Below are 25,612 nucleotides of genomic sequence, written 5' to 3'. Positions count from 1 at the left end.
GTTTTGTCCGCCACGGTCCAACCTCCGGACGTGCGAGAGGTGGGTGACGACGCCGACGGACGGGACGCCGCCGACAGCGACGACGACCGAGATGCCGCCGGGGACCGAGCGGACGACGGCGGCGCGGGAGTTCGGAGCGACGGCGCCGGCACCGAGGAGGTGGTCGCCCCGGACCCAGATTCGGATTCGGACGCTGAATCGGCAGACGACGAAGCGGCCGTGTTCGCCGTGCCGACGGAGACGGACAGCGACCGGGGGACGGCGTGGCGGCGGACGCTCGTCCGGACCGGCGAACTCACCGCCGACGTGGTCGACTCGCTCGTCAGCCTGCACGGGAGTCGCGGCGTGCGCGCCGTCGAGGCCGTCTCGGAGGGTCGGGTGAAGCGCTACCGCGACTTCACCGTCGTCGTCGGCTACGCCGAGGAGTACGTCGTCGAGGACGGCGGATGCACCTGCAAGGACAGTTCGTACAACCTCGACCCCGACGAGGACGACCAGCGCTGTTGGCACGTCCTCGCCGCCGCCGTCGCCGAGCGAATCGGCGAGGTCGACCACCACGATATGTGGTACTCCGACGTGCGCGAGTTCATCTGACTCCGACGCCGCCTCCGCAACGTTTTCACGCCGCCTCTCCGAACTTTCGACCGAGATGCCCACCATCGACGAGAAGCGCGTCTACACCGACAACACCGGCACGGAGACGGTGTTCGTCGCCACCAGCGCGGGCGTCGTCGCCGTCTCCGTCTCGGACGACCTCGTGGGCGGGTTCGGCATCGCTCACCGGGGTGAGGCCCGGGACGTGGCCGCGGGCGGGGTGACCCTCGCCGTCGCCACCGACGAGGACGTGTTCCGGGCAGACCTGACGGCCGCCGGGGGCGAGGCGGCGGACGCGGACGGAGGCGAAGCGGAGGACGCCGACGCCCTCGACTTCGAGGCCGTCGGGTTCGGCCCCGCCGCCGCCGTCGGCTTCGACGGCGAGTCGCTCGTGGCGGGCGACGACGACGGTCGAGTGGCCCGGTTCGACGGGGAAGGAGACGGAAGCGACGCGTGGACCGATCTGGGGCGCGTCGGGGCCGTCCGGGCCGTCGACGGCCCCCTCGTCGCGGCCGCCGACGGCGTCCACCGAATCGAAGAGAACGGCCTCTCGCACGTCGGATTAGACGACGCGCGCGACGTGGCCGGGAGCGAACCGCTCGCGGCGACGGGGACGGGGCTGTACAGGCTCGGAAACGGCTGGATGGACGTTCTCGAAGGGGAGTTCGACGCCGTGTGCGCCCGCGACGGGCGGGCGCACGCCGCGGGCGCCGGCGACCTGTACGCCCGCGGCGACGGCGGCGAGTGGTCGCTCGAACCGGTCCCGGTCGCCGAGGACGTGGCCGCCGTGGCCCACGGGTCGGCGGCGACGTACGCCGTCACCGACGCCGGAACGTTCCTCGTCCGCCTGCCCGACGCGGAGTGGCGGCACCAGATTCTCGGACTGCGGGGCGTCGCCGCCGCGGTGGCGGTCTGAGTCGAATCGCGGCCGCGAGACGGCGATGCGGGGGCGCTGACGCGCCCGCGCGAGACGAAAACGGGTTTAACGCGCGACGGAGAGTTGCGAGTATGATTGTACCCGGCGCATCCTCGCAGGCGTTGGCCGCCGCGGTGGCGACGGCGATGGACGAACCGCTGGCGGCCGTCGAGTACGACCGCTTTCCCGACGGCGAGACGCTCGCCGCCGTCCCCGACTTCGACGGCGGCCGCGCCGTCGTCGTGGCGACGACGGACTCGAACGACGCGTGGGTCGAACTGCTCCAACTGCAGGACGCCGTCCGCGAGGCCGGCGCCGACCGCGTCGTGACCGTCATCCCGTACATGGGGTACGCCCGCCAGGACGCGGCGTTCGAGGACGGCCACCCCGTCTCCGCCCGCGCGATGGCGAAGGCCGTCTCGACGGGCGCCGACCGCGTGGTGCTCGTCAACCCCCACGAGGAGGACCTGGCCTCGTTCTTCGACGCGCACGTCACTATCGTCGACGCCGCGTCTCGCCTCGCGGCGCCGCTTCCGGACGACTTGGACGACCCCCTCTTCCTCTCGCCCGACGCGAGCGCCGTCGAACTCGCCGGGAGCGTCCGCGAGGCGTACGGCCGCGGCGAGACGGACTACTTCGAGAAGGTCCGACACTCGGGGACGGAGGTGGAGGTGACGCCGAGCGACGCCGACGCCGCCGGCCGCGACGTGGTCATCGTCGACGACATCGTCGCCACCGGGTCGACGATGAGCGAGGCCGTCGCGCACCTCCAGTCGGGCGGCGCCGCCCGCGTGTTCGCCACCTGCGTCCACCCGCTGTTGGTCAGGAACGCCCGCACGAAGCTCGAGCGCGCCGGTATCGAACGTATCGTCGGAACCGACACCGTCGAACGCGCCGTGAGCGCCGTCAGCGTCGCGCCGAACGTCGCCGCCGCGGTGGACGCAGTCACACAGTAGCACGGCACACCGCCTCGCCGGAGAGAAACGTTCTTATCTTCGAGAAGAATTCATCGGGTATGGCAAACGGAAACTTGGATTACCCGCGACTCACCAAACTCGGAATCGGTTCCGGCCTCACGCTGTTCGCCGTCGGTGCGCTCGGACTGCTCGTCGCTCCCGCTATCGTCGGACCGCTCCCGGCGTGGGAGCAGTCGCTGCTCTTCGACGCCGAGGCCCTCGGCGTCGTCATCACGCTGCTGTCGCCGTTCGTCTTCGGCATCATGCTTCCGCTCATCGAGTGAACGAGAGCCGGAATCAGTCGGTGGCCGCGTCCGGCGCCGTCGGCGACTCGACGGCCAGCGAGTCGTAGATGGCGACTTCGTGTCGCGATACCTGTACCGCCACGTCCCAGAGTTCGAGGACGACGAACCCCGAGTCGCGCGCGGAGGGCGCCCCGCAGAACAGGCGGTCCAGCGCGCCGGGGTCGACGTAGTTGTAGAGGGCGTCCGTCGAGTCGGGTTCGACGTCCACGTCTGCGGCCTCGAACGCGCGGAGGAGCGCGGCGGCCGGATTGTCGTCCGCCGTAATACGTTCCGTGTGAAGGAGGGGACCGAACTGGTAACGGTACATCGGAGATATTGATTCTATCTGTACTGCCGACAGAGATCGTAATGAAGGTGGGCCAAAAGCTACATACGGACCTGTCGGAGCCTGTCGCATCTGCTCGCGGAACGACCGTCGAAGCGGTCCTCGCAACGCGGACGGTCCCGTGCCGATTCAGCTATCACGCCCGGGCGTGCGCATTCGGTGGATGACCGATTCAGACCGTCGGACCGGCGGCCCGCGCACGTCCGAGGAGCCGTCAGTCCCGGACGCCGAGTCGGCGTTCGTCGTCGAGGAGGGCTGTTCGCGGTGTCCGGACCTCGTCGCCTGCCGGAACCGAATCTCGTGGGGCAACGGCCCGCGGGACGCGTCGGTGGTCGTCGTCGGCGAGGCGCCCGGCGCGGGTAACCCCGACGCCGAGGAGTGGCGCGGCGGCAACTACACCGGGATGGCGTACACGACGCGGCACTCGGGCGGCCGCGTCCGCCGACTGCTGGCCGACGCCGGCCACCCCGACGCCTACTACACGAACGCGGTGAAGTGCTTCCCGTGCGACGGCGAGGGGTCGAACCGCGAACCGACGGACGAAGAGCGGGCGAACTGCCGGCCGCACCTCGAGACGGAACTGGACGCGATAGAACCCGAGATGGTCGTCGCGACGGGCAAGCACGCGACGGCGACGATGCTCGCCTTCGACGGGCGGACGCTCGACGGCTTCGTCGATTCGGTCTTGGAACCGGTCGAACTCGACGCGTTCGACGCGACGCTTCTGCCCCTCCTGCACCCCTCCTATCAGGACGTCTGGCTCTCCCGCCTCGGCTACACCGACGAGGAGTACCGCGAGGCGATTCGGGCGCGACTGCCCTGACTCGAACGCGGGTCGAGGGGCCGCCGCGGCCCGTCACAGGACCAGGAGAAACAGCGGGTACGACCCGGCGACGGCCAGCGACGGCGTGAGGACCCACAGCACGGCGATGCGCTTGACCGCGCTCGGGTCGAACAGGCTCTTGCGGTCCAGTTCGGCCGCGTCCGCCGCGCCGATGCCCGGAACCTCGGGTATCTCCTCGTCCGAGGACTTCTCGGGGGGGTCCTCCCCGCGCGCGAGGTCGCCGACGGTCGGACTCGTCGGCACGTCCTCGTCGCGCGAGGTGACGAGCGCACCCGTCGAGACCTCCACGTCGTCGCCGGTCTCGGCGGGGGTCGCCAGTTCGACCACCGTCGCCACCCGACTCGCGCGACCCCAGCCGAGACCGATGATACAGCACGTCGTGCTGACGGCCAGACTCGCCGGGATGCCGAGCACCGACAGCACCGTGATGATGGTGCCGCCGACGGCGGAGACGATGAGGGCGGCCAGAATCGGGAGTTCGGTGATGTCGTCGCCGACGGTGTCGAGCGTTCGGCGGGCGATGGTGAAACTGCCGAGACCGAACGCGCCGACGGCCAACAGCACCCCTTGGTCGACGGTCAGCGGTCCCCCCGCGCCGACCAACGGCGCGACGGCGTTGGCCGCGTTCGACGCGCCCGCGGAGAAGCCCATGTAGCAGGCGATCAACACGACGACGACCGACCCGACGATGTCGCGGGGCGACGCCTCGTCGTTGAACGTCGGGCGCGGCACCGACCCCGAGTCGTCGACGACCAACAGATGCGACTCGAACCGCGTGAACGCGAACCGGCGGTCGAGATACGGGTAGGCGTACCGACCGATGAGCGCGCCGGAGACGAAGCCGACGAGAGGGGCGACGATCCACGCCGAGACGATGGTGAACATCAGCGCCTCGTTGAGCGTCCCCGTCGCCAGCCCCAACCCCACGATGGCCCCGACGGCGGTCATCGAGGTGGACGCCGGGACGCCGTAGAGATTCGAGATGAGGAGCGACAGTCCCGTGAAGAAGAGGACGCCGACGCTCGCGACCGGAGAGAACTGCGCCGCCGGGACGATACTGCTGCTCATCGTGTCGATAACGTTGCGGCCGACCGTCCACGCGCCCACGAGCGCAAAGGACGTGAACAGCGTCGCCGCCGTCGCCTTGCGGACCAGTCGGCTTCCGACCGACGGCCCGAACGCGACGCCCGTCGACGACCCGCCGATGTTGAACCCGACGAACACGGCGACGATGATTCCGGCGATACCGAGTGTTGAGAGCATACGAATGCGGCGGTCGTTTCGCCCACGCGTACAAAACGGTGTTCCCCGCAACCCGCGCCGACGCCGCGGACCCGAATTTACTTGCCGAATCCTCCCGACGAGTCCCACGTGAGCGAACCCACTATCTTCGAGCAGATTGTCGCGGGCGACATCCCCGCGCGAATCGTCTACGAGACGGACACCGTGCTCGCGTTCCTCGACGCGAACCCCCTCGCGCCCGGTCACACCCTCGTCGTCCCGAAGGAGGCGCACGAACGCCTCCGCGACCTGCCCGACGGCGTGGCGACCGACCTCTGGGCCGCCGTGGACGAACTCGGACCGCGCGTGGAGGACGCCGTCGACGCGGACGGTCTCACCGTCGGCGTCAACGACGGCGAGGCGGCCGGCCAGGAGGTGCCGCACGTCCACGTCCACCTCGTGCCGCGATTCGACGGCGACGGCGGCGGCCCCATCCACGGCGTCGTCGGCGAGCGCCCGGACCTCTCCGACGAGGAACTGGACGACATCGCCGGACGCATCGAGGGCTGAGCGGGTCGGACCGAGCGGAAGACGCCGGACGGAAGAACCGATGCTCGAACGGCGAACACGTTCTTGTCACCGCCGCGTGAAAACGAAGTATGAACGGACGTAGCCGCAGCGACGACGCCGCGAGCGCCCCCGCACCGAACCCCGAATCAGCGGGGACACAGTCGCGATGAACGCCGCCGACCTCCTCGTCGAGTGTCTGGAGGCCGAGGGCGTCGAGGACGTGTTCGGCGTCCCCGGCGAGGAGTTGGAGGACCTGCTGTTCGCACTGCGGGACTCCGACATCCGGTTCATCCCCGTCAGACACGAGCAGGGAGCGGCGTTCATGGCGGACGTGCACGGCCGCCTCACGGGCGAGGCGGGCGTCTGTCTGTCCACGCTGGGGCCGGGGGCGACGAACCTCCTCACGGGCGTCGCCGACGCGCACCTCGACAAATCACCCCTCGTCGCTATCACGGGACAGGGCGGCCGCGAGCGACTCCACAAGGAGAGCCACCAGGCGCTGGACATCGTCGACATGTTCGAGCCGGTGGTGAAGTGGAACACGCAGATAGCCGAGGGCGAGACGGTCGCCGAGTCGGTTCGGAAGGCGTTCAAACTCGCCGAGTACGAGAAGCCCGGCGCGACGCACGTCGAGTTCCCCGAGGACGTGGCCGCCGACTCCGTCGAGGGCGAACCCCTCCCGACGCGCGAACCCGTCCGCCGCGCCGACCCCGACGAGCAGTCGCTCGAACGCGCGGCCGACCGCATCGACAAGGCGGAGAACCCGCTGGTGCTCGCGGGCAACGGCGCGGTCCGCACCCGCACCGCGGAGGGCCTCCGCGAACTCGTCGAACGCGCCGGGATGCCCGTCGTCGCCACCTACATGGGCAAGGGGGCGGTGTCGGACCGTCTCGATAACTCGCTTCTGACGCTCGATTCGGGACCGAACGAGGAGGCCGGCGAGGCCATCGAACGCGCCGACTGCGTCGTCGCCGTCGGCTACGACATCGCCGAGCACGACCCGAAGTCGTGGAACCCCCACCTCGACACCGACATCGTCCACGTCGACCACGAACCCGCCGAGGTGTACCACCACTACAACCCCGACGTCGAAATCGTCGCCGACATCTCCGCGACGCTCGAAGGGTTGGCCGAGCGGTTAGATGACGTCCGCAAGACGGACTGGTGCGAGGAGTACCGCGAGACGATAATCGACCACGTCACGACGAAACCCGACGCCGACGACCCGCTCTCGGTGAAGGGGACGCTGCCGTACCTCCGCGAGACGCTCGCCGACGAGGACGTGCTCATCTCCGACGTCGGGAGCCACAAGATGGCCATCGCGCAGCACTACCCGACGTACGAACCGAACACCTGCATCATCTCGAACGGCCTCGCGTCGATGGGTATCGCCGTCCCCGGCGGCGTCGCCGCCGACCTCGCCGTGGACGGGAACGTCGTCGTCGCCACCGGCGACGGCGGGTTCATGATGAACGCCGCGGAGTTGGAGACGGCCACCCGCCTCGACCTCGGGTTCACCGTCGTCGTCTTCACCGACGACGACTACGGCCTCATCTCCGAGAAGCAGACCGAACACACCGGCGAGCACTTCGGGACCGAGTTGACGAACCCCGACTTCGGAACGTTCGCGGAGAGTTTCGGCATCGAGAGATACCGACCCGAGTCGTGGGAGGAGGTCGAGTCGGCGCTGACGGAAGCCGTCGAGAGCGACGAGATGGCGCTGGTCGAAGTCCCGCTTCCGCGGTAGGCGCGCCGAAATCACCGCACGCCGCTCATCTCGAAGCGCGCGCCGCCCGCCTCGCCGTCGGTGACCGAGACGGTCCAGCCGTGTCCGTCGGCTATCTGCCGCACGATGGCGAGACCGAACCCGGTCCCCTCGCGGCGCGTCGTGAACCCCTGTTCGAACACCTCCTCGCGTCGCTCCGGCGGGATGCCGGGTCCGTCGTCCTCGATGGCGAAGCCGTCGTCCGTCGGGGCGACGCGGATGCGGACGCCGGCGCCGGCGTGTTCGAGGCTGTTCCGGAAGACGTTCTCCAGGAGTTGAGCCAGTCGGTTCGGGTCGGCGGTGACCGCGCCGAGGTCACCCTCGACGACGAGCGTCGCCTCCCGATCGGCGCCGTCGACCGTCTCCCAGGCCCGTCGAACCGCCTCGTCGAGGTCGACGGGTTCCGGTTCGCGTATCTGTTCGTTCTCCCGCGCGAGGTACAGCAGGTCGCCGACGATGCGGTCCATGCGGTCGAGCGCCGTCTCGATGCGGTCGAACTGCTCGGGGTCGCCGTCCTCGCGCGCGAGTTCGAGGTAGCCGCTGGCGACCGACAGCGGGTTTCTGAGGTCGTGGCTCACCATCGAGGCGAACTCGTCCAGACGGTCGGTCTGGCTCCGGAGTTCGCGCGTGTGCTCCCGGCGTTCCAGTTCGTAGGCGACCCATCCCGCCATCAGTTCCACGATGGCTTGCTCGCCGTCGGAGAACGATTCGGCGCGCGGGTCGTCACCGCGAAGCAGAACGTTCCGTACAGGTCGTCGGCGGTGACGACCCGCGCGCCGATGTAACAGCCGAGGCCGAACGTCTCGTACGCCGGGTCGTCCGACCACCCCTCCCCCTCCGCGTCCCGCACCGCGACGAGTTCCTCGTCTCCGACGACCTTCCGGCAGTACGCCCGCGAGAGCGGGGCCGACTCGCCGGGTTGGAGCGACTCGTGGCCGCCGGCGGAGTGGACGATAGTCTGCGTCCCGTTCTCGATGCGCGTCAGGAAGCCGTACGGCACGTCCAGATACTCCGTGCCGAGTTCGAGCAGTCGCCGCACCTTCTCCTCGAACGAGGCCTCCCGGTCGGCGGTGACGCGGTACATCCGCTCTAAGGCGTCGTGTTCGGCCTGCCGCCGTTCGGTCAGTCGGATGCGGTCGGTCACGTCTCGCAGCACCGAGAGGTGTTCGCCGGGGACGACGTCCCGCGTCGCCGCGTACTCGACGATTCGCCGCTCGCCGTCCGGTCTGCGGAGCGAGAACACGCCCCTGTCCTCGCCCGAAGAGAGGAACTCCGACCACGCGTCGTCCGTCTCGTAGTCCTCGTCGGCGAAGTCGCCGATTCGCATCCCGAGCAGTTCCTCGCGAGGGACGCCGAACAGTTCGCAGGCGCTCCGGTTGGCGTCGACGTACGCGCCCTCGTCGTCGGCGACGACGATAGCGTCCATCGCCTCGGCGAAGGCAGCGGCGTACCGCGTCCGTTCGTCCTCCCGCACCTCTCGCTCGGAGACGTCGCGGACGATGGCGACCCCGCCGGGGGTGTCGTCCCACGTGACGGGTTGTGCGGTCACCTCGACGGGAAACGTCCGCCCGTCGAGCGTCCGCATTGCCTGGCGGACCCGCGAGTCGGGTTCCGCCCCGGCTTCGAGTCGCGCGAGTCCCGCTTCGACCTCCGCTCGACGCTCCGGCGGGACCAACTCGGAGATGCTCCGTCCCAGCAGATCCGCCTCGTCGGCGGCGCCGAACAGGTCCACGGCGGCCGGATTGACGAAGACGAATCTCCGGTCGACGCTCACGAGGACGGCGTCCGGCGAGTGTTCGACGACGGCCTCGGCCTGCCCGCGGGCCGTCGCGCGTATCTCCGATCGAGGGCGGTCGACGGCCTCGCGGACGCGGTCGGCGAGCGTCTTGTGCGAATCCGCCCCGTTCGCCCGCACGTAGTCGGTGACGCCGGCCGAAATGGCCTCGCTCGCCACCGCCTCGTCGCCGTCGGCGGTGAAGAGGACGAAAGGGAACGAGGGTCGGCCGCGCCGGACCGCTTCGAGGAGCGCCAGTCCGTCCGTGCCCGGCGGGTCGTGGTCGCTGACGACGCAGTCGAACCCGCCGTCGGCCAGTGCGTCGAGTCCCGCCCGAACGCCGGCCGCCACGGTGACGGAGAACCGATCGTCCTCGCGTTCGAGCGACGAAGCCGCGCCCTCGTCGGAGTGGAGGTCGTCGCCGACGTAGAGCACCGAGATAGCCTCCGCACCGCGAGTCATGTCATTTAAAACCTGATTGGAGTTGTTAAGTGTTTCGCGCAGTGGGATTCTCGGTCGCCACGAGTTCGTGTCGGTCTATAAAATCAAATAGATTGTATGTTCACCAGAACCGGATGTTTTAGGAGGAGAAAGCGACCACCGGACGTATGCACGACGCAGAGAGGGAGGGCGGAGACGACGGCGACCGGACGGGCGGCGCGGGCATCGCGGCCTTCGTCGGCGCCGTCGGCGGTGCAGGGACCACGCGGTGTACGCTGGAGGCGGCCGCGGCCCTCGCCGCGGACGGCGCGGACGTGGGCGTGTTCGACGCCGCGTTCGCGACGCAGGGGCTCGCGGACCTCCTCGACGGCCGAATCGACCCCGATCTGACCGCGCTGTTGACCGACGAGGCCGACGCACCGCTGTCGGACGCGCTGACGACGCTGGACTGCGACGCTCCCGGCGGCGTCTCCGTCTGCCCGGCGTTCGCCCCCCTCGAACGATTCGCGCGGGCGAAGGCGCCCGACGCCGCGCGGCGGTTCGAGGCGCGACTGGGGCGGGCGAGCGAGCGGTTCGACCACGTGCTGGTCGACGTGCCGCCGGTCGCCGCGAACCAGGCCATCGCGGCGGTGAGCGCCGCAGACCGGGTCGTCCTCGTCGCCCCGGGGACGACGCGCGGGGCGGACGCCGTCCAGCGGATGCGGACGCGACTCGAACACGTCGGGAGCGGGGCCGACTTCGTCGTCGCGACGCGCGGGACGTTCGAGGCGGCCGACTGCGCGGTGCCCGCCTCGGAGGTGACCGACCCCGCGTCGGTGCCGTCGTGTCTCGACGAGGGAGGGGCGTTCGCCGAGGGCGTCGCTCGCCTCGCGGCGGGCGCGGTGGGTCGCGACGTGAGTGAGGCGGTGGGGAGCGGCGGCCTCCTCTCGGGCGTCGAGCGATACGTGAAGTGAGCTATAGTAGCGTCCGCACGTCTTCGCTCACTCGACCGCACGACGTCGTGCGGTCGGATGCGTTCAGTTGCGGACGCTACTAGAGAAGCGGTCCGTCGGCGCGCTCATCGTCTCTCCGAGCGCGTCGCGTTTGTGAACGAGGGCGTCGCCGCCGAGCGGTCGCGCCGCGTCGCGTCGAGTCGCGTCGACGAGTTCCGCGACCGGGTCGTGCGTCTCGACGTAGGCCGCGAGGGCGAACTCGGCCTCATCGGCGCCCGTGAGTTCGAGCGCGTCCGCGCGGGAGAGGTTCCCTGACAGCCAATCACGGAGGACCGTCCGCGCCGTCGGCGCGAGCGGGGTGACACCCTCGACGCCGGCGCGGTGGAGCACCTTCGCGGCCGTCACGGGGGCGACGGCGGCCGCCCGTCCCGCCTCGCCGACGCTGTCGCCGTCGACGTACCGCTCGACGACCGTCGCCGCCGCCTCCGGCGCGCAGGGGAGCGCGTCCGCGTGGTCGCGCAGTCGGGCGTCGAGGTTCACGCCGGTATCGTCCACCGTGGCGACGCCCCGCACCTCCTGTCTGCTCGTCGTCACCGCCGTCTCCGCCGCGATGTCCGCTAGTCCCATCGGCGGCGTCTACGCCGACGCGGTAGTAAGCGGTTTCGGTTAGTTATCAATTTTGGTACTGAAGCGTACCGGTGACCGGTCGGTTTGTTCGGCAGATTACGGCGCTTCAGCGCTATTTCTCCGATGTTTAAATACCCAATCGGAGGCTAGTATCAATTGTGATGACCGGAACACGCGCCGACGACGCGACGACGACGAACGCCTGCCCCGAGTGCGACGGCCGACTCCACGCCGAGGGTCGCGAGACGGTCTGCGGCGACTGCGGGTTGGTCGTCTCCGAGTACGCCATCGACCACGGCCCCGAGTGGCGGTCGTTCGCCGACGACGCCAGCGACCCCAAGCGCACGGGCGCGCCGCTCACCCGGTCGCGGCACGACCGCGGCCTCTCGACCGAAATCGGTCGTTCGACGCGTCTCAAGGGACGGAAACGCCGTCAGATGGCTCGCCTCCGCCGCCAGCACAACCGCGCTCGCATCTCCACGAAACGCGAGCGGAATCAGGTGTACGCGTTCACCGAGATACGCCGACTCGCGAGCGCGTTGTCGCTTCCCGAGCGCATCCGCGACCACGCCTGCTCGCTGTTCCGGTCGGCGCAGAAGGAGGACCTGCTGCGCGGGCGGTCGCTGGAGGGTTTCGCGGCCGCGTGCGTCTACGCCGCCTGCCGCGCGGCGAACGTCTCCCGCACCGTCGGCGAAGTCGTCGCCGAGGCGAAGGCGACGAGAGCCGAGCAGACCGCCGCGTACGACGCCCTGAACCGCGAACTCGGGCTTCCGGTGGGTCCCGTCGACCCCGCGGAGTACGTCCCGCGGTTCGCCACCCGCCTCGACCTCTCGCGCGAGGCGGAGCGTCGGGCCCGCGAGTACGTCGCGCAAGCCGTGGACGCGGGGATATCGACGGGGCGGAACCCCGGCGGCGTCGCTGCAGGCTGTCTGTACACCGCCGCGCGCGACCTCAACGCGGACGTGACGCAGGCGGAGGCGGCGGCGGTCGCCGACGTGACGCCCGTCACCCTGCGGAAGACGTACGTGGCACTCCGGGAGCGGGACTACTGAACGGACCGGAGAACGGCGTCTCGACGGGGAGCGAGGGTACGACCGGAGGGCTACTTTTCCGCGAAGGCGTTCGGTTCGGCCGCGAGCGACCGCTCACGCGCGCGAGCAGCGGTCGACCGCCCGCGCGAGCGACGAAATCGCGCGCCCGGCGCGACTCGACGGCGCGACGCGGCAGACGGGGCGGCCGGTTTCGACGGCGCGGGCGACGCGCGGGTCGGCGGGGACGGTGACCGCGGGCGCGCCGAGCACCTCCTCGAAGACGGCTTCGGGAGGGTCGTCGACGGCGCGGTTGACCGCGACGGCGACGAGTCCGGCGTCGAGTTCGCGCGCCAGTTCCCGCGTCCGGACGGCGTCGGCCAGCGCGTACGGTCGGGGGGACGCGACGACGACGCAGGCGTCGGCGACGGCGAGTGGGACGCCCGCGTCGGCTCGCATCCCCGCCGGGCAGTCGACCACCGCGTCGCCGTAGGCCCGTTCGACGTCGCGGAGCGCCTCGCCCAGTCGGCCCACGTCGGCGGCCCGCGCGCCGGCGAGCGACCGCCCGCACGGGAGCAGCGTCACCGGCCCGTCCTCTCGGACGGCCTCGACGGCCGACGCCCGACCGGCGAGCACGTCGTGGAGGTCCGGGCCGGGACCGGTCGGCAGGTCGGCCATACCGACGTCGGCGTCGACGACGACGGCGCCCGTGGCGGCGCCGAGTTCGAAGGCCAGCGTCGACTTGCCGACGCCGCCTTTCCCGCCGGCCACGGCGAGTATCACAGGGCCACCAACGAGTCGACGGTCGGGCCGGCATCCGTCTCCGCGGCCCGGTCGGCGAGTTCCGACGCCCGCGCGGCGACGGTCCGGAGCGTCGTCTCGTCGGCGTCGACGGTCGACGGCAGTCCGGACACGTCGCCCGCGGTTTCGAGCACCGCCGCGGCGTCCGTCGCCGTGGCGTCCGTCAGTCGCTCCGCGAGACGCACGCGCGTCTCGACCGCGTCGAGCCACGAGGCGACCGCGGGCGGTCGAGGTCCTCGGTCCCGGCCGTCGCTCGCCTCCTCGGAGACGCTCCGCTCGGAGGCGTCTTCGTCCGCGTGGGTATCGTCGACGTGCGTACCGTCGGCCTCGTCGCCGCGGCGGGCGTCGTCCGAGGTCGCCGCCCCTCCCGCATCGTCGGGAAGGGAGTCGCGCGCGAGCGATCCGCCCGGAACCGGAACGGCGTCCGCGGGCGGTCGCGCCCGCCCGAGAGCGCGGATGGCCTCGTTCTCGCGGTCGGCCGCCCGTTCGGCCTCGTCCCGGCCGAGCGACGCCACGGAGACCGGACGGTCGTCCTCGGAGGCGACCGGACAGGCGTACCCGAGCGCTCGTTCCTCGCCGGCGTCGAGGACGCCCTCGAATCCGCTCTCGTCCCATCCGCGTTCGGGGACGCCCTCGCGCCGCGGCGGGAGGACGGGACCGGGGAGTTCGTTGCGGACGCGGACGCGGCGCGGGACGGGTGCCTCGTTGCGGACGCGAACCGTTACGAGCGTCGCGCCGGCGACCGATTCCGTCGTGCAGTCGTGCTCCATGGACCGGTCTGGCCGCGCGCTGGTATTTCAACCTGCATCGGTCGGCGTCAGCGGACCACGACCGGCCCCGAGAGATAGCGGACGGAGCGCGTGAGGCCGCCGAACCGGTCGACGACGGCCGGGTCGACGACGACGGGCGCGCGGAGGGGGGCCGCTCGGGCGACGGCGAGGGTGGCCGAGAGCGGGTCGCCCGCGAACTCGCCGGGTTCGGTCCCCGCGTCGGCGTCGAACGCGGGCGGGAGCGCGGCCACCGCGGCGGCGAACGCGTCGTAGACGGCGGCGGCGAGCGTCCGTCGCGCGTCCCGTTCGAGGTTCGCCGCCCGGTCTTCGAGTCGCATGCGCGCCTCGCGGGAGTCGCGGGCGCGGCGCGCCTCCGTTTCCAAGGCGTCGAGTCGCTGTCGGGCGGCCACGCGGTCGGTCGACACCTCGGAGAGTCGCCGCATCGCCGCCGCGAGTTCGGCCTCGACCGCGTCGGCATCCCCCCCGGCCTCCCGGACGGCCTCGACCCGTCCGCGAATCGTCGCGACGCGTTCGCGGAGGCGGTCGGTCTCCGCACCCGCCTCGGCCGCCCGGCGGCGCGCGGCGGCGAGGTCGGCCGACTCCGCGGGCGCCGCCTCGGCTATCGCCTCCCGGACCCGTTCGAGTTCGGTCAGCGCCCCGCCCGCGTCGTGACCGCGGACGCGGGCCAGGGCCGCCAGCGCGCCGCGCCGGTCGAACGAACTCCCCGCCGCGAGGCGCGCGACGAAGGGATGCACCGGCGTCGGCGCGGGGCGGACGACGCTCGGCGCGGCGGGTTCGGCGGGGAGTCCGCCGACGACCGCTCGACGGAGCGTCGCGGCGTCGGGCGCCGCGTCGACCCCCCGGAGGTCGACGACCGGACCGACGTGGAGCGACGCGTCGGGCAGGCGGACGCGAATCGGCCGGGCGGTCACAGGTCGCCGTCGCGCATCGCCGCCGACGAGGGGTGGTCGGTGCCGGCGGCGAACTTGTCGTACGGCGTGCTCGGGGAGTCGCGCGACTCGTAGGCCGTCGCGGCCGCCCGGACCGACGCGGGCGCGTCGGCGAACTCGTTGAACGGTTCGGTCCGTTCGACCTGCACGTCGGCGGCGTGCTTCTCGCGGAGGCGGCACGCGAGGAAGGCGCCGAACTCCGTCTCCGCGAGGAGGGCGGCGCGGCCGAACCGCCGCACGACGGTCTCCTCGTGCGTTCGACAGACGTTCCGGAGCGTCTCGCGGGCGGACCGCGAGTAGGTCACGACGAGCAACACGGTTACGGAAGAAAATCCATTCTGAGTTAAAACTCTCTCGGATTGATGTTTGTCGCGTCGACCGGGCTACAGGCGTTCGACGGCGAAGTCGAGCGACCCGGGCGTCTCGTCCAGCAGGTCGTACACGCGGGTCCGGGCGTCCTCGGCGCTCTCGGCGACGACGACGAGGCCGTTCGCGCGGTTCTCCCCGTCGGCCCGGTAGGGGGCGAGACCCGCCTCGCCCTCGAAGTCGGTGGCGTACGTCCGGAGGACGGTCACGACGCGTCGTTCGGTCGCCGCGAGGTCCGACTCGCCGGACTCGAAGTCCCGGAGGGCCTCCTCGACGTTTCGCAGGGCGGAGATTCGGTCCATCTGCCTTGCGGGTCGTTCCGCGTCTCGGTATAAGAAGGCTCGTGGTCGTCCCCCCGTCGAGGCCCGCGAACCGTCGGACGACCCACACGCCCGATGAACCCGGACATACACCGACAACGATAGATTGACAACCGCGTTCGAGATACGACCGGTAATGCCCAGCGAAGAGTCGTCGGAGGACGACGGAAATTCGAACCCTCCGGCCCGGAACGGACGGACCGACGGGGGGGACCCCGAAACGCTCGACACCCGCGCCATCCACGCCGGCGAGCAGAAACCGGACAACGCCCTGGTGACGCCCATCTACGCCAACGCGACATACGAGTACGAGTCATCGACGGCGCTCGGCGGACGCTACCGCTACTCCCGGATGTCGGCGCCGACGCGCGGCGACCTCGAATCGGTCGTCGCGAACCTCGAAGGCGCGACGCACGCCTACGCGTTCGCCAGCGGCATGGCCGCCATCGACGCCGTCTTCTCTTTGCTCTCCGCGGGCGACCACGTCGTCGCCGGATCCAGCCTCTACGCGGAGACGTACGACCTGCTCGCGGACGTCTACCCGCGGTACGGCGTCTCGGTCACGCACGTCGACGTGACGGACCCCGACGCCGTCCGCGACGCCGTCCGGGAGGAGACGGCCCTCGTCTACGTCGAGACGCCGACGAATCCGCTCCTGAGGGTCGTCGATATCGCCGCCGTCGCCGACGCCGCCCACGAGGTGGACGCCGTCGCGGCGGTGGACAACACGTTCGCCTCCCCGGCCCTCCAGCGACCGCTCGAACTCGGCGCCGACCTCTCCGTCGAGTCGCTGACGAAGTATCTCAACGGCCACTCGGACGCCATCGGCGGGTCGGTGGCGACGCGCGACGCGGACCTCGCCCTGCGACTCGAGAAGACGCAGTACACCCGCGGGGCCGTCCTCGGCCCGTTCGAGTCGTTCCTCGTCCGCCGCGGCGCGAAGACGCTGCAGGCGCGGATGGACCGCCACTGCCGGAACGCCGCGGCCGTCGCCGACGCCCTCGTCTCCCACGCCGCCGTCGACACCGTCTACTACCCGGGTCTGGACTCTCACCCCGGCCACGAGGTGGCGGCCGAGCAGATGGCCGACTTCGGCGGCATGGTCGCCTTTGAGCTCTCCGGCGGCGTCGACGACGCCACGGAGTTCGTCGCGGCGTTGGAAACCGTCACCATCGCGGAGAGCCTCGGCGGCGTCGAGAGCCTCGTGGAGGTGCCGGCGGCGATGACCCACCAGGATTTCACGGCCGAGGAACTCCACGCCGCGGGCATCGACCCCGGACTCGTCCGTCTGAGCGTCGGCATCGAACGCGAGGCGGACTTGGTCGCGGACGTGCGGCGAGGGCTGGACGCGGTGCTGTGAGTCGAGTCGGGACCGGCAGAAAGCGGGCCGAGGGCGTTACGTCGTCCGCAGGTGGTCGGTCCGCGGTTCGTACACCTCGCCCTTCCGGCGCAGGCTCTCTATCTCCTGTTCGGCCTTGCCCTCGCCCAGGTCGAGTTCTGCCTCCGCGCGAGCGAGCACCTCGTCCACCGGCGCGCCGCCCTCGTACTCGTCTTCGAGTTCGTTGATGAGCGCCTTCAGGTTCTTGATGCGGTCGCGCTGGTTCTTCGAGGTGCCCGTCTCCACGATGTCTGCGTCGAACTCGCCCGTCTCGGGGTCCATCCCGATGTCGCGCAGGCAGGACTCGACGATGTTCGTGACCCGGACGGCGTCCTCCTGGGTGACGCTGTCCGAGAGGCGGACGCGCGCCGACGCCTCCGCGAGGCGGACGAGCGCTTCGAGTTTCCGAGCGGTGACGGGGATGGGAGAGTCCTCGTCGGAGCCCTTCGCGCGGAAGTTGACGTAGAAGTCGCGGATGGTCTCTTTGGCCTCCTGGGTCATCGTCGGATAGCAGTTGCGCTTGGCGTAGGCGATGTACTTCCGCAGGAGTTCGGCGTCTATCACGGGGGCCACCTCCTGAGTGACCGAGTTCACCTCGTCCTCGGTGAACTCGGAGTTGGCTATCTTCGTCCGCTGGGTGTGCAGTTCGCCCGCGTAGTTCGTGTTGATGATGTGCTCTGCGAGTTCGGCGTCGGTGTCCGGGTCCGGAGTGTCCGTCACCGTAAAGATGAGGTCGAACCTCGAGATGAGCGCGGGTTCGAGGTCTATCTGCTCGCCGATTGACTCGTACTGGTCGAACCGTCCGTACTTGGGGTTCGCCGCGCCGAGCAGCGAACATCTGGCCTTCAGCGTCGCGTTGATGCCGGCCTTCGAAACCGAGATCTGCTGCTGTTCGAGGCCCTCGTGCATCGCGGAGCGGTCCTCCGGGCGCATCTTGTCCAGTTCGTCCACGGCCGCGATGCCCTTGTCCGCGAGGACGAGGGCGCCAGCTTCGAGCGTCCACTGCTGTCCGTCGCCGAAATCGTCACGTACAGCCGCTGCAGTGAGGCCCGCCGAGGAGGAACCCTTCCCGGAGGTGTAGACGGACCGGGGCGCGATGTTCCGGATGTATTGCAGCATTTGGGAGTTGTGAGAGACGACGTTGTTCGTGAGGAAGTTGTGCGTCCCCTCGATTTCGAGGTCGTACACCCACTCGTCCTCGGATTCGACCGACTCGATTGACTCGACGCGGTCCCACGCGACGTCACCGTCCGCGAGGGCTCGCAGGGAGGCGAGTCTGCGTTCGACGCTCGCGCCGCCGTCGCCGTCGGTTGCGAGTCCGTCGTTCGACGCCTCGGTGAACGTTCGGACGACCGTCCGGAGACTGTCTCGACTCGGGTTCCGGTCGCCGCGCTCGTAGTGCTGGTACGTGCTCCGGGGCAGTCCGCAGTCGGCCTGCGTGAGACCGAGCGATTCGCGCAGGTCGCGGAGGGTTTCGCCGACACTGGGGACGACATCGCGGTTCGTGTTCCCGTCGGCGTCGACGGTTGCGGCGGCCGCCTCGCTCTTCCGTTCGGTGACGAAGCCGACCCGTTCGACGTAGCGAGCGAAGTCGTCGCCGCTGATTCGGAGTCGGAAGCTGCCGCCGGCTTTCGGCCGGAGTTGCGAGTCGACGCCGAACGCGAGGAGGAGGCTCCGGACGCCTTCGAGAACGTCGCGGCTGGTCGAGGAGACGGTTACTTCCCGTTGCGACGGCGAGACGGTTCCCTCGGCGTCGACGAACGCCTTCAGGAATCCCCGCTTGACGGGGCGAGTGGACCGTAGAATCGGCTCAGGAACCCGCTGCTCGCTCGAACCCGCTAAGAACGCCGGCTCCAGTTCTTCGAGGAAGCTCACGAGTTCGGACGACGAGCAGATGAGCTCTCGAGCGCTCTTTCCGTCGTGGGGGGTTCGCTCGGTCGCTGAGAGACCGAGTCCGTCCAGTGCGTCGAGCGCGTCGTCCAGTATCTCTCGGTCGTTGTTCGTCACGGAGACGAACGCACTGCCCGAATCGCGTCGGTCGACGTAGCCTTCGGCCGCGACGTACCCGAGCAGACGTGCGAGCGACGGCGTCAGTCGGTCCGGGAGGTCCATTCGAACGGCGTTGGGTGAGCGCGACCGGCGAATCGACACGTCGAGGGAGTCGTCGCCCTCGACCGGAAGCGACCGCGGAACGGCGACGAACTCGCCCGCTTCGAGGTCCTCGGCGACGACGGCGTCGGTGCCGCCGTCCCGACCGATGAACAGCGGGTGCGACGGCGTGACGGTGAGTTCTCGCCCGCTCGCGGTCCGAATATCGTACATTCGCTCCGGTGCCTCGCGCTTCCACACCTTGGTGGCCCGTCGCGTCGAAATCGACCCGTCGTGCGCCATCGACGGCACCTCGAAGTCGACCGAGTCCCACACGCCGTCGTCGACCGGTTTCGGGTCGTCGAGGTTTCGCTCCACGAGTTCGCGGATGGGAACCTCCGACCCGTCCGCCAGTGTTACCCGCGTGTCCCCGGCGACGCACTTCCCGGTACCCGGGTCCCCTATCAGCAGCATGTGCAGGTCGCCGCGAATCCGCGACCCGTCGGGGAGGTGCTTGGTGACGCCCGAGAACAGTTGGAGGATCATCGCGAGTTTCTCCTGTTCGTAACCGTAGATGGACGGGGCGACGGAACCGACCATCATCTCGTAGATGTCCTCCTCGTTCGAGAGTTCGATTATCTCGGCGACGTCCTCCTCGGAGATGTCCATGTCCTCGAACTCCTCGTCCTCTATCTCGATGGCGACGCCGTCCATGTAGAGGTCGAAGATGGGCGTCTTCTCTTGGTTGGAGGTCTGCTGTTCGATGTGGAGGACGCCCGTGACGACGACGTGGTCGCCGGCGGTCACCCGCCCGGTGATGTCGTCTTCGGTGTCGATGTCGATACTCTGCGGCGTCTCGCCGCCCCGCAGGCCCTCGGGGCTCTCCTGGACGCGCAGTTTCTGGGAGTCGACGAACTCCGATTGGTCGAAGTCGACGTGGAACGGACCCTGTCGTTCGCAGCCCTGACACTCGTGGGGTTCCTGAAAGCCGCTGTCGGTCTGCGGGATGTACGTCATCGTCCCGCAGCGCTGGCACTCGAACGCGGCCTCCGTGATCTTGGGGCGGACGTCCGTCGCCTTGCGGACGATGCCCTGCACCGACACCATCCGACCGATGTGGTCGTCGTGGACGCGGATGTTGCGGATGTCCACGGAGTCCGGGAGGTTGTGGAGGCGGACGTGCGCGCGCCCGAGTTTCACGTCGACCGGGAGGTCGTAGAGGCGGAGGGCTTCCTCGGCGTACTCGCGTATCTGGTCCGGTTTCTTGCGGTAGTCCTCCGCGAGGTCCTCGTCGAAGCGGAACAGGTCGTCGTAGTCGACGTACAACGAACGCTGTTCGTTCGGGTACCGCTGGGCGAGGCGGCCGATATCGTCGCTGTAGTACTTTCTGTAGAACTGGACGAACCGCTCGGTGAGGTCCACGTCCGGGTCCTGCGGGGCCTGTGCCATCGAACCGGAGTAAGTCCCCCATCCGGTAAGAGTCTTCGCTCGGAGCGGAAGTGGTGGGGACGGACGGCCGCCGTCACCGGACGACGCCGGGACGAACCCTACAGCGAGACGTCCGTCTCGATGTCCTCGGTGGCGTCGCGCAGGCCGTCGCGGCGGGCGTCCTCGGCGAGTCGCGCCGAGAGGTTCGAGTCGGTCAGCAGTTCCTCGAAGTCTGCGCGGAAGCGGTCGTTCGCGCGCGTCGCCTCGCGCCGCGCCTCGACGACGCGGCGGTGGCGCGCCGCCGTCTCGGCGTCGGTGTCGAGTGCGGCCGCGCACGCCTCGTCGTCCGCGCCGTCCGCGAGGAGCGACCGCAACTCGTCGACGGGGAACGACGCGTCGGCGTCCGACTCCCGCAGGAGGTGGAGGTCCGTCCGCGCGACGAACACGTCCTCCTCGTCGGCGTCCGCCTCCAGGACCGCCGCGAGTTCCGCGTCGGTGTCGCCGTCGAAGAACCCGCGGACGACCCGGCGGAGGTCCTCGTTTGAGAGGTCCGACTCGAACTCGTAGCGCTCTCGCATCGCCGCGACGAGTTCCGCCACGCGGCGGTTTCGCTCCTCGTCGTCGGGGGCGTCCGTCAACGACCCGGGCGACTCCTCCTGTCGCTCCGTCACCGACTCCGACCCGGTCGTCTCGACGAAGATGTCCCTGAGTTCGGCCGTCTTCTCGTCCATGACCGGCCAGTACGCGCTCCGAACGTAGAAAACTTTGCCGGCCGACCGGCCAGTCGGCCGACCGAAGCGCGGTCGGAACGGCGGCGTAGGGAGGACCCCGCGGCGACTCCGTGCCTCGTAAACCGAATCACTAATAGTGGTTTACGAAACACGGAGGAGTATGTCGACAAACGCGGAGTCGGTCGAACTGGTCGGCGACGACGTGGTCGGCAACGTCGCCCGCGCGGCGCTGTTCGCGGCGCTCACGGGCGCGTTCGCCTACGTCTCGTTTCCGAACCCCGTCTCGCCCGTCCCGGTGAGCCTGCAGGTGCTGGGCGTCTTCCTCGCCGGCATCTTCCTCGGTCCCGTCTGGGGCGGCGCGTCGATAGTGCTGTATCTCGTCGCCGGGGCCGCCGGCGCGCCTATCTTCGCCGGCGGGTCCGCCGGCCTCGGGTCGTTCGTCGGGTACACCGCGGGCTTCCTCTGGTCGTACCCGCTGGCGGCGGCGCTCGTCGGAGCCGTCGTCCACGGCGTCGGCGACCTGCGCGACCCCGCCGACGCGGGTCTGACCCGCCTCGTCGGCGGCATGGTCCTCGGCACCGTCGTCATCTACGCCCTCGGCACCGTCGGCTACGCGATAGTCGAGAACGGCCTCGCCGGCGCGTTCGCCCCGGACGCCCTCGCCCGCGCGTTCGTCGTCAGCGCCCTCGCGTTCGTCCCGTTCGAGGCGGTGAAGATGGCCGCCGCCGTCGGCATCGTCCGGAGCGACGCCGCGACGGCGGAATGAGCGGACCGAACGGCGACCGATGACCGTCCGCGCCGAATCGCTGGTCCACCGCTACGGCGACAGCGTCGCCGTCGACGACGTCACGCTCGAAATCCCCGACGGCGAGTTCGTCCTGCTGGCCGGCGCGAACGGGTCCGGCAAGACCACGCTCGTCCGCCACTTCAACGGCCTCCTCGAACCCGACGCGGGCGAGGTGTTCGTCGACGGTCTGTCCGTCCCCGAGAACCCCGTCGCCGCCCGGACAGCGGTCGGGATGGTGTTTCAGGACCCGCGCGACCAGTTCGTCGCCGCGACGGTCGGCGCGGACGTGGCGTTCGGCCCGGAGAACCTCGGCCTCCCCCGAGAAGAGATAGACAAACGCGTGCGCGACGCCCTGGACGCCGTGAACTTGAGCGGAGAGGCGGACGCCCGCGTCGACGAACTCTCCGGCGGCGAACGGGAACGCGCGGCCGTCGCGGGCGCGTTGGCGATGCGTCCGACCCACCTCGTCCTCGACGAACCGTTCACCGGACTCGACGCGCCCGCGCGAGAGGCGGTTCTCGACAGGCTCGAATCGCTGAGCGAGTCGGGCACCAGCGTCGTCGTCGTCACCCACGACGTGCGCGACGTGCTCGAACTCGCCGACAGGGTCGTCGTGATGGCCGGCGGCAGCGTCGTCGTGGACGGGACGCCGGACCGGACCGTCGGGGAACTGGCGGCGCACGACGTGCGCGCCCCGTGCCGTCCGTTCCCCGACCGATGACGCTGACGTACCGCCCGGGCGACACCCTCGCCCACCGACTCGACCCGCGGACGAAGCTGTTCGTGCAGGCCGCCTTCGCCCTCGCCGTCTTCGCGCGGACCGGGCCGCGCGGACTCGCCGCGTTCACCGCCCTCGTCGCCGGAATCCTCCTCGCGGGGCGGGTCTCGCCCGCCGACGCGCTCCGCGGGTTCGCGCCGGCGCTCCCGTTCCTCGTCGTCGCCCCCCTCGCGCGGACGGTGGTGCTCTCGCCGGCCGGGTCCGCCCTCCCCGTCGGCGTTGACCCGGCCGCGGCCGTCGAACCCGCCCTCGCCAGCTACCGCGTCCTCCTCGTCCTCCTCGTCTCGGCGACGTACCTGCGGACGACGCCGGTCCGGGAGTCCCGCGCCGCGATAGAGCGCGTCGTACCGGGTCGCCTCGGGCGCTTCCTCGGCGTCGGCGTCGGCCTCGTCTTCCGCTTTTTCCCGCTGCTGCTCGCGGACCTCCGGCGCGTCCGCGAGGCGTCGAATGCCCGCCTCGGCGACCGTCGTTCGTTGCCCGACCGGATGCGCGTCGTCGCCGCCGCGGGCGTCCGCCGGGCGTTCGCTCGCTCGGACCGATTGGCGTTAGCGCTCCGCGCGCGGTGTTTCGCGTGGAATCCCACGCTCCCCGAGTTGCGGTTCGCGCGCCGGGACTACCCGGCGCACTGCCTCGGCGTCGCCCTCGCCGCGTCGGCGTTTCTGTGATCGATTCCGGCAGACGACGCCGCGTTCGCGCTTCGACGGTGGCAAGATTTAACCGCTCAGTTTCCGGCTGATAAACTATGATACTCTTGCAGTCGGAACCGACTCGGGAGACGTTCTGGACCATCACGCCGGTGGGCGAGGCTATCTTCTACGCCCTCGCCGCGATGGCCGTCGTCGTCTTTCTGTACGGCGTCTACGAGCGGTTCGCCCGCTACACCGAAGGTGAAGCCGACGCCTTCGACCGACTCGACGACCTCTCGGGACGCGTCCGTCGCGCCTCGCGAATCGTTCTCTCGAACGAGAAGCAGTTCGACCGCGATTTGTACGGCGGCGTGATGCACGCGTTCATCATGTGGGGCTTTCTCACCCTACTCATCGGGACGACCATCCTCGCCGTCGATATGGACTTCTACCGCCGCCTCACGGGCGAGTCGTTCTTCGTCGGCGACTTCTACCTCTCGTACTCGTTCGTGATGGACGCGCTCGGCTTCCTGTTCGTCGTCGGCGTCGGCATGGCACTCTACCGCCGCTACGCCGTCCGCGAGGAGCGTCTGTGGGGCAGACACACCGGCCGCGAGGACGACGTGTTCGTCTGGACGCTGTTCGTCCTCGGCGTCGGCGGATACCTCTTAGAGGCCCTCCGCATCGTCGGCACCTCCTTTCCGGACTGGGAGACGGTGTCGTTCGTCGGCTACTTCGTCGCCCTCGTCTTCGAGGCGGGCGGCATGTCGGCCGGTACCGCCGAGTTCCTCTACTGGTTCGGCTGGTGGTCCCACGCGGTCATCGCCCTCGGGTTCGTCGCGTTCGTCCCCTACGCGAAGCCGTTCCACATGATATCCTCGTTCGCCAACGTCGTCACCGCCGACGAGAAGGCGGGCAAGCGCCTCCCGGGCGTCCCGGCCGACGAGAGCCCCGAGGAGATAGGCTACACCTCCATCGAGGACCTCTCGTGGAAGCAACTGCTCGACACCGACGCCTGCACGAAGTGCGGCCGGTGTTCGGCCGTCTGCCCCGCGAAAGCCTCCGGGCGACCCCTCGACCCGCGGAACGTCATCCTCGACCTGAAGCGCTACCGCGAGGACTTGGATGCGAACCGGACCGAACCGGTCGACATCGTCGCCGATGGCGGCACCTCCGTCGTCGACGCGGAGACGATGGAGTCCTGCATGGCCTGCATGGCCTGCATGGACTCCTGTCCGGTCGACATCGAACACCTGAGTCACTTCACCGAGATGAACCGCCGCCTCACCGAGACGGGCCAGATGCAGGAACCGGTCCAAGAGGCGATGATGAACGTCTTCCAGAACGGCAACGCCTTCGGCGACCCCGCGCGGAAGCGACCCGACTGGACCGACGACCTCGACTTCGAGGTGCCCGACGCCCGCGAGGAGGACGTGGAGTTCCTCTGGTACGTCGGCGACTACCCCTCCTACGACGACAGGAACCGCCGTGTCGCGCGGTCGCTCGCCCGCCTCTTCGAACTCGCGGGCGTCTCCTACGGCATCCTCTACGAGGACGAACAGCACGACGGCAACGACGTGCGCCGCGTCGGCGAGGAGGGCCTCTACGAGATGCTCGTCGAGGACAACGCCGAGGCGATTCACGGCTGCGAGTTCGACAAAATCGTCTGCACGGACCCCCACTCGTACAACACGTTCCTGAACGAGTACCCCGAGATGGACCCGGAGTTCGACTACCCCGTCTACCACTACACGCAGGTGGTCGAGACGCTCGTCCGCGAGGGGCGCGTCGGTCTCGACGGCACCGAACTCGGATACACGGTCACCTACCACGACCCCTGCCACCTCGGGCGGTTCAACGACGAGTACGAGGCGCCGCGAGAACTCGTGCGCGCGACGGGCGCGACGCTGGCGGAGATGCCGCGCAACCGCTCGGACTCCTTCTGCTGCGGCGGCGGGGGCGGCGGCCTCTGGATGGAACAAGAAGAAGAGACGAAACCGAGCGAGGAGCGACTGCGGGAGGCCCTCGAAGACACCGCGGCCGGGTCCGACGTGGAGAAGTTCGTCGTCGCCTGCCCGATGTGCGCGACGATGTACGAGGACGGGCGCAAGACCGGCGACTACGAGGACGACATCGAGATAGTCGACGTGGCCGAGTTACTGGTGGAGGCGTTGGAGTCGAAGCGGGGGGCCGCCAGGTCCGGCGACGACGGAACCGCACCGACGACGGCGGACTGAGCCGGTTCGGCGCTCTCCTCTCTGCTCTTCGCGACCGGGACGCCGCGAACCCCG

The 25,612-nt window shown here is 69.9% G+C and carries 26 protein-coding genes; 14 read left to right on the top strand and 12 right to left on the bottom strand.

Going from position 1 to position 25,612, the window contains the following annotated elements:
• Positions 1-30: 30 nt before the first annotated feature.
• The 4 genes from C474_RS23565 to C474_RS11125 all read left to right on the top strand — a co-directional run bounded on the left by C474_RS23565 (position 31) and on the right by C474_RS11125 (position 2,750).
• Entirely contained in the window at positions 31-594 is a 564-nt protein-coding gene (locus C474_RS23565; RefSeq protein WP_394295421.1) for a hypothetical protein, read from the top strand.
• Between the two features lie 55 nt (positions 595-649).
• On the top strand, positions 650-1,510 hold the full coding sequence (locus C474_RS11135; protein ID WP_008386814.1) for an HVO_0234 family beta-propeller protein: 861 nt from the start codon (positions 650-652) through the stop codon (positions 1,508-1,510).
• Between the two features lie 92 nt (positions 1,511-1,602).
• The gene (locus tag C474_RS11130; protein ID WP_049916924.1) at positions 1,603-2,466 is read left to right on the top strand and encodes a ribose-phosphate diphosphokinase; all 864 of its coding nucleotides are present in this window, start codon (positions 1,603-1,605) and stop codon (positions 2,464-2,466) included.
• 59 nt (positions 2,467-2,525) lie between these two features.
• The gene (locus C474_RS11125; RefSeq protein WP_008386810.1) at positions 2,526-2,750 is read left to right on the top strand and encodes a DUF7860 family protein; all 225 of its coding nucleotides are present in this window, start codon (positions 2,526-2,528) and stop codon (positions 2,748-2,750) included.
• Between the two features lie 13 nt (positions 2,751-2,763).
• Here the strand turns inward: C474_RS11125 and C474_RS11120 are convergent, their stop codons facing one another.
• Positions 2,764-3,078, bottom strand: a complete 315-nt coding sequence (locus tag C474_RS11120) for a HalOD1 output domain-containing protein (protein WP_008386809.1) — start codon at positions 3,076-3,078, stop codon at positions 2,764-2,766.
• Between the two features lie 181 nt (positions 3,079-3,259).
• On the opposite strand from C474_RS11120, the gene C474_RS11115 reads away from it, so the two are divergent.
• Entirely contained in the window at positions 3,260-3,919 is a 660-nt protein-coding gene (locus tag C474_RS11115; protein WP_008386807.1) for a uracil-DNA glycosylase, read from the top strand.
• Positions 3,920-3,952: 33 nt separating this feature from the next.
• On the opposite strand, the gene C474_RS11110 is transcribed toward C474_RS11115, so the two are convergent.
• Complete coding sequence (locus tag C474_RS11110) at positions 3,953-5,203, bottom strand: inorganic phosphate transporter (protein WP_008386806.1); 1,251 nt, start codon at positions 5,201-5,203, stop codon at positions 3,953-3,955.
• 108 nt (positions 5,204-5,311) lie between these two features.
• On the opposite strand from C474_RS11110, the gene C474_RS11105 reads away from it, so the two are divergent.
• Positions 5,312-5,731 (top strand): HIT family protein, encoded by a 420-nt coding sequence (locus C474_RS11105; protein ID WP_008386805.1) that lies wholly within the window; start codon positions 5,312-5,314, stop codon positions 5,729-5,731.
• A 166-nt stretch (positions 5,732-5,897) separates the two neighbouring features.
• Positions 5,898-7,478 carry an acetolactate synthase large subunit gene (locus C474_RS11100; RefSeq protein WP_008386804.1) on the top strand — a complete coding sequence of 527 codons (1,581 nt, stop codon included), beginning with the start codon at positions 5,898-5,900 and terminating at the stop codon, positions 7,476-7,478.
• 11 nt (positions 7,479-7,489) lie between these two features.
• Here the strand turns inward: C474_RS11100 and C474_RS23105 are convergent, their stop codons facing one another.
• Positions 7,490-8,167 (bottom strand): sensor histidine kinase, encoded by a 678-nt coding sequence (locus C474_RS23105; protein ID WP_239640417.1) that lies wholly within the window; start codon positions 8,165-8,167, stop codon positions 7,490-7,492.
• On the bottom strand, positions 8,167-9,732 hold the full coding sequence (locus C474_RS11095; protein WP_008386802.1) for a PAS domain-containing response regulator: 1,566 nt from the start codon (positions 9,730-9,732) through the stop codon (positions 8,167-8,169). Before C474_RS11095 ends, C474_RS23105 begins: the two co-directional genes overlap by 1 nt.
• A 146-nt stretch (positions 9,733-9,878) precedes the next feature.
• Here C474_RS11095 and C474_RS11090 point away from each other — a divergent pair, with 146 nt between their 5' ends.
• Positions 9,879-10,664, top strand: coding sequence for a MinD/ParA family ATP-binding protein (locus tag C474_RS11090; protein ID WP_008386801.1), 786 nt, complete (start codon positions 9,879-9,881; stop codon positions 10,662-10,664).
• 63 nt (positions 10,665-10,727) lie between these two features.
• Here the strand turns inward: C474_RS11090 and C474_RS11085 are convergent, their stop codons facing one another.
• Positions 10,728-11,270, bottom strand: coding sequence for a DUF7858 family protein (locus C474_RS11085; protein WP_008386800.1), 543 nt, complete (start codon positions 11,268-11,270; stop codon positions 10,728-10,730).
• Between the two features lie 161 nt (positions 11,271-11,431).
• Between C474_RS11085 and C474_RS11080 the strand changes: the two genes are divergently transcribed.
• The gene (locus C474_RS11080) at positions 11,432-12,322 is read left to right on the top strand and encodes a transcription initiation factor IIB (protein ID WP_008386799.1); all 891 of its coding nucleotides are present in this window, start codon (positions 11,432-11,434) and stop codon (positions 12,320-12,322) included.
• Positions 12,323-12,415: 93 nt separating this feature from the next.
• Here C474_RS11080 and C474_RS11075 read toward each other — a convergent pair whose 3' ends face one another.
• The 5 genes from C474_RS11075 to C474_RS11055 all read right to left on the bottom strand — a co-directional run bounded on the left by C474_RS11075 (position 12,416) and on the right by C474_RS11055 (position 15,487).
• Positions 12,416-13,081 (bottom strand): MinD/ParA family ATP-binding protein, encoded by a 666-nt coding sequence (locus tag C474_RS11075; RefSeq protein WP_008386798.1) that lies wholly within the window; start codon positions 13,079-13,081, stop codon positions 12,416-12,418.
• The gene (locus tag C474_RS11070) at positions 13,078-13,869 is read right to left on the bottom strand and encodes a DUF7857 domain-containing protein (RefSeq protein WP_008386797.1); all 792 of its coding nucleotides are present in this window, start codon (positions 13,867-13,869) and stop codon (positions 13,078-13,080) included. Before C474_RS11070 ends, C474_RS11075 begins: the two co-directional genes overlap by 4 nt.
• A gap of 47 nt (positions 13,870-13,916) precedes the next feature.
• Positions 13,917-14,801 (bottom strand): DUF7856 family protein, encoded by an 885-nt coding sequence (locus C474_RS11065; RefSeq protein ID WP_008386796.1) that lies wholly within the window; start codon positions 14,799-14,801, stop codon positions 13,917-13,919.
• Positions 14,798-15,136: a DUF7855 family protein gene (locus tag C474_RS11060; RefSeq protein WP_008386795.1), complete on the bottom strand. Its 339-nt coding sequence runs from the start codon at positions 15,134-15,136 to the stop codon at positions 14,798-14,800. Before C474_RS11060 ends, C474_RS11065 begins: the two co-directional genes overlap by 4 nt.
• A 66-nt stretch (positions 15,137-15,202) precedes the next feature.
• Positions 15,203-15,487, bottom strand: a complete 285-nt coding sequence (locus tag C474_RS11055) for a DUF7854 family protein (protein WP_008386794.1) — start codon at positions 15,485-15,487, stop codon at positions 15,203-15,205.
• Between the two features lie 154 nt (positions 15,488-15,641).
• Here C474_RS11055 and C474_RS11050 point away from each other — a divergent pair, with 154 nt between their 5' ends.
• Positions 15,642-16,865: a trans-sulfuration enzyme family protein gene (locus C474_RS11050; RefSeq protein WP_008386793.1), complete on the top strand. Its 1,224-nt coding sequence runs from the start codon at positions 15,642-15,644 to the stop codon at positions 16,863-16,865.
• Between the two features lie 36 nt (positions 16,866-16,901).
• On the opposite strand, the gene C474_RS11045 is transcribed toward C474_RS11050, so the two are convergent.
• Both C474_RS11045 and C474_RS11040 read right to left on the bottom strand, forming a co-directional pair.
• A complete protein-coding gene (locus tag C474_RS11045) occupies positions 16,902-20,420 on the bottom strand; it encodes an LAGLIDADG family homing endonuclease (RefSeq protein WP_008386792.1) in 3,519 nt (1,172 codons plus the stop codon).
• 98 nt (positions 20,421-20,518) lie between these two features.
• Positions 20,519-21,130 (bottom strand): hypothetical protein, encoded by a 612-nt coding sequence (locus tag C474_RS11040; RefSeq protein WP_008386791.1) that lies wholly within the window; start codon positions 21,128-21,130, stop codon positions 20,519-20,521.
• 160 nt (positions 21,131-21,290) lie between these two features.
• Here C474_RS11040 and C474_RS11035 point away from each other — a divergent pair, with 160 nt between their 5' ends.
• The 4 genes from C474_RS11035 to C474_RS11020 all read left to right on the top strand — a co-directional run bounded on the left by C474_RS11035 (position 21,291) and on the right by C474_RS11020 (position 25,558).
• The gene (locus C474_RS11035; RefSeq protein WP_008386789.1) at positions 21,291-21,896 is read left to right on the top strand and encodes a biotin transporter BioY; all 606 of its coding nucleotides are present in this window, start codon (positions 21,291-21,293) and stop codon (positions 21,894-21,896) included.
• Between the two features lie 19 nt (positions 21,897-21,915).
• Positions 21,916-22,638 (top strand): energy-coupling factor ABC transporter ATP-binding protein, encoded by a 723-nt coding sequence (locus C474_RS11030; RefSeq protein WP_008386787.1) that lies wholly within the window; start codon positions 21,916-21,918, stop codon positions 22,636-22,638.
• Positions 22,635-23,360, top strand: a complete 726-nt coding sequence (locus tag C474_RS11025) for an energy-coupling factor transporter transmembrane component T family protein (RefSeq protein WP_008386785.1) — start codon at positions 22,635-22,637, stop codon at positions 23,358-23,360. Before C474_RS11030 ends, C474_RS11025 begins: the two co-directional genes overlap by 4 nt.
• A 77-nt stretch (positions 23,361-23,437) precedes the next feature.
• Positions 23,438-25,558, top strand: a complete 2,121-nt coding sequence (locus tag C474_RS11020; RefSeq protein WP_008386783.1) for a (Fe-S)-binding protein — start codon at positions 23,438-23,440, stop codon at positions 25,556-25,558.
• The last annotated feature ends 54 nt before the right edge of the window (positions 25,559-25,612 follow it).

Source organism: Halogeometricum pallidum JCM 14848 (genome assembly GCF_000337095.1).
In the GTDB taxonomy this organism is placed as follows: domain Archaea; phylum Halobacteriota; class Halobacteria; order Halobacteriales; family Haloferacaceae; genus Halogeometricum; species Halogeometricum pallidum.
The sequence above is the reverse complement of the archived record's forward strand: the minus strand, read 5'-3'. Positions and strand labels throughout refer to the sequence as shown.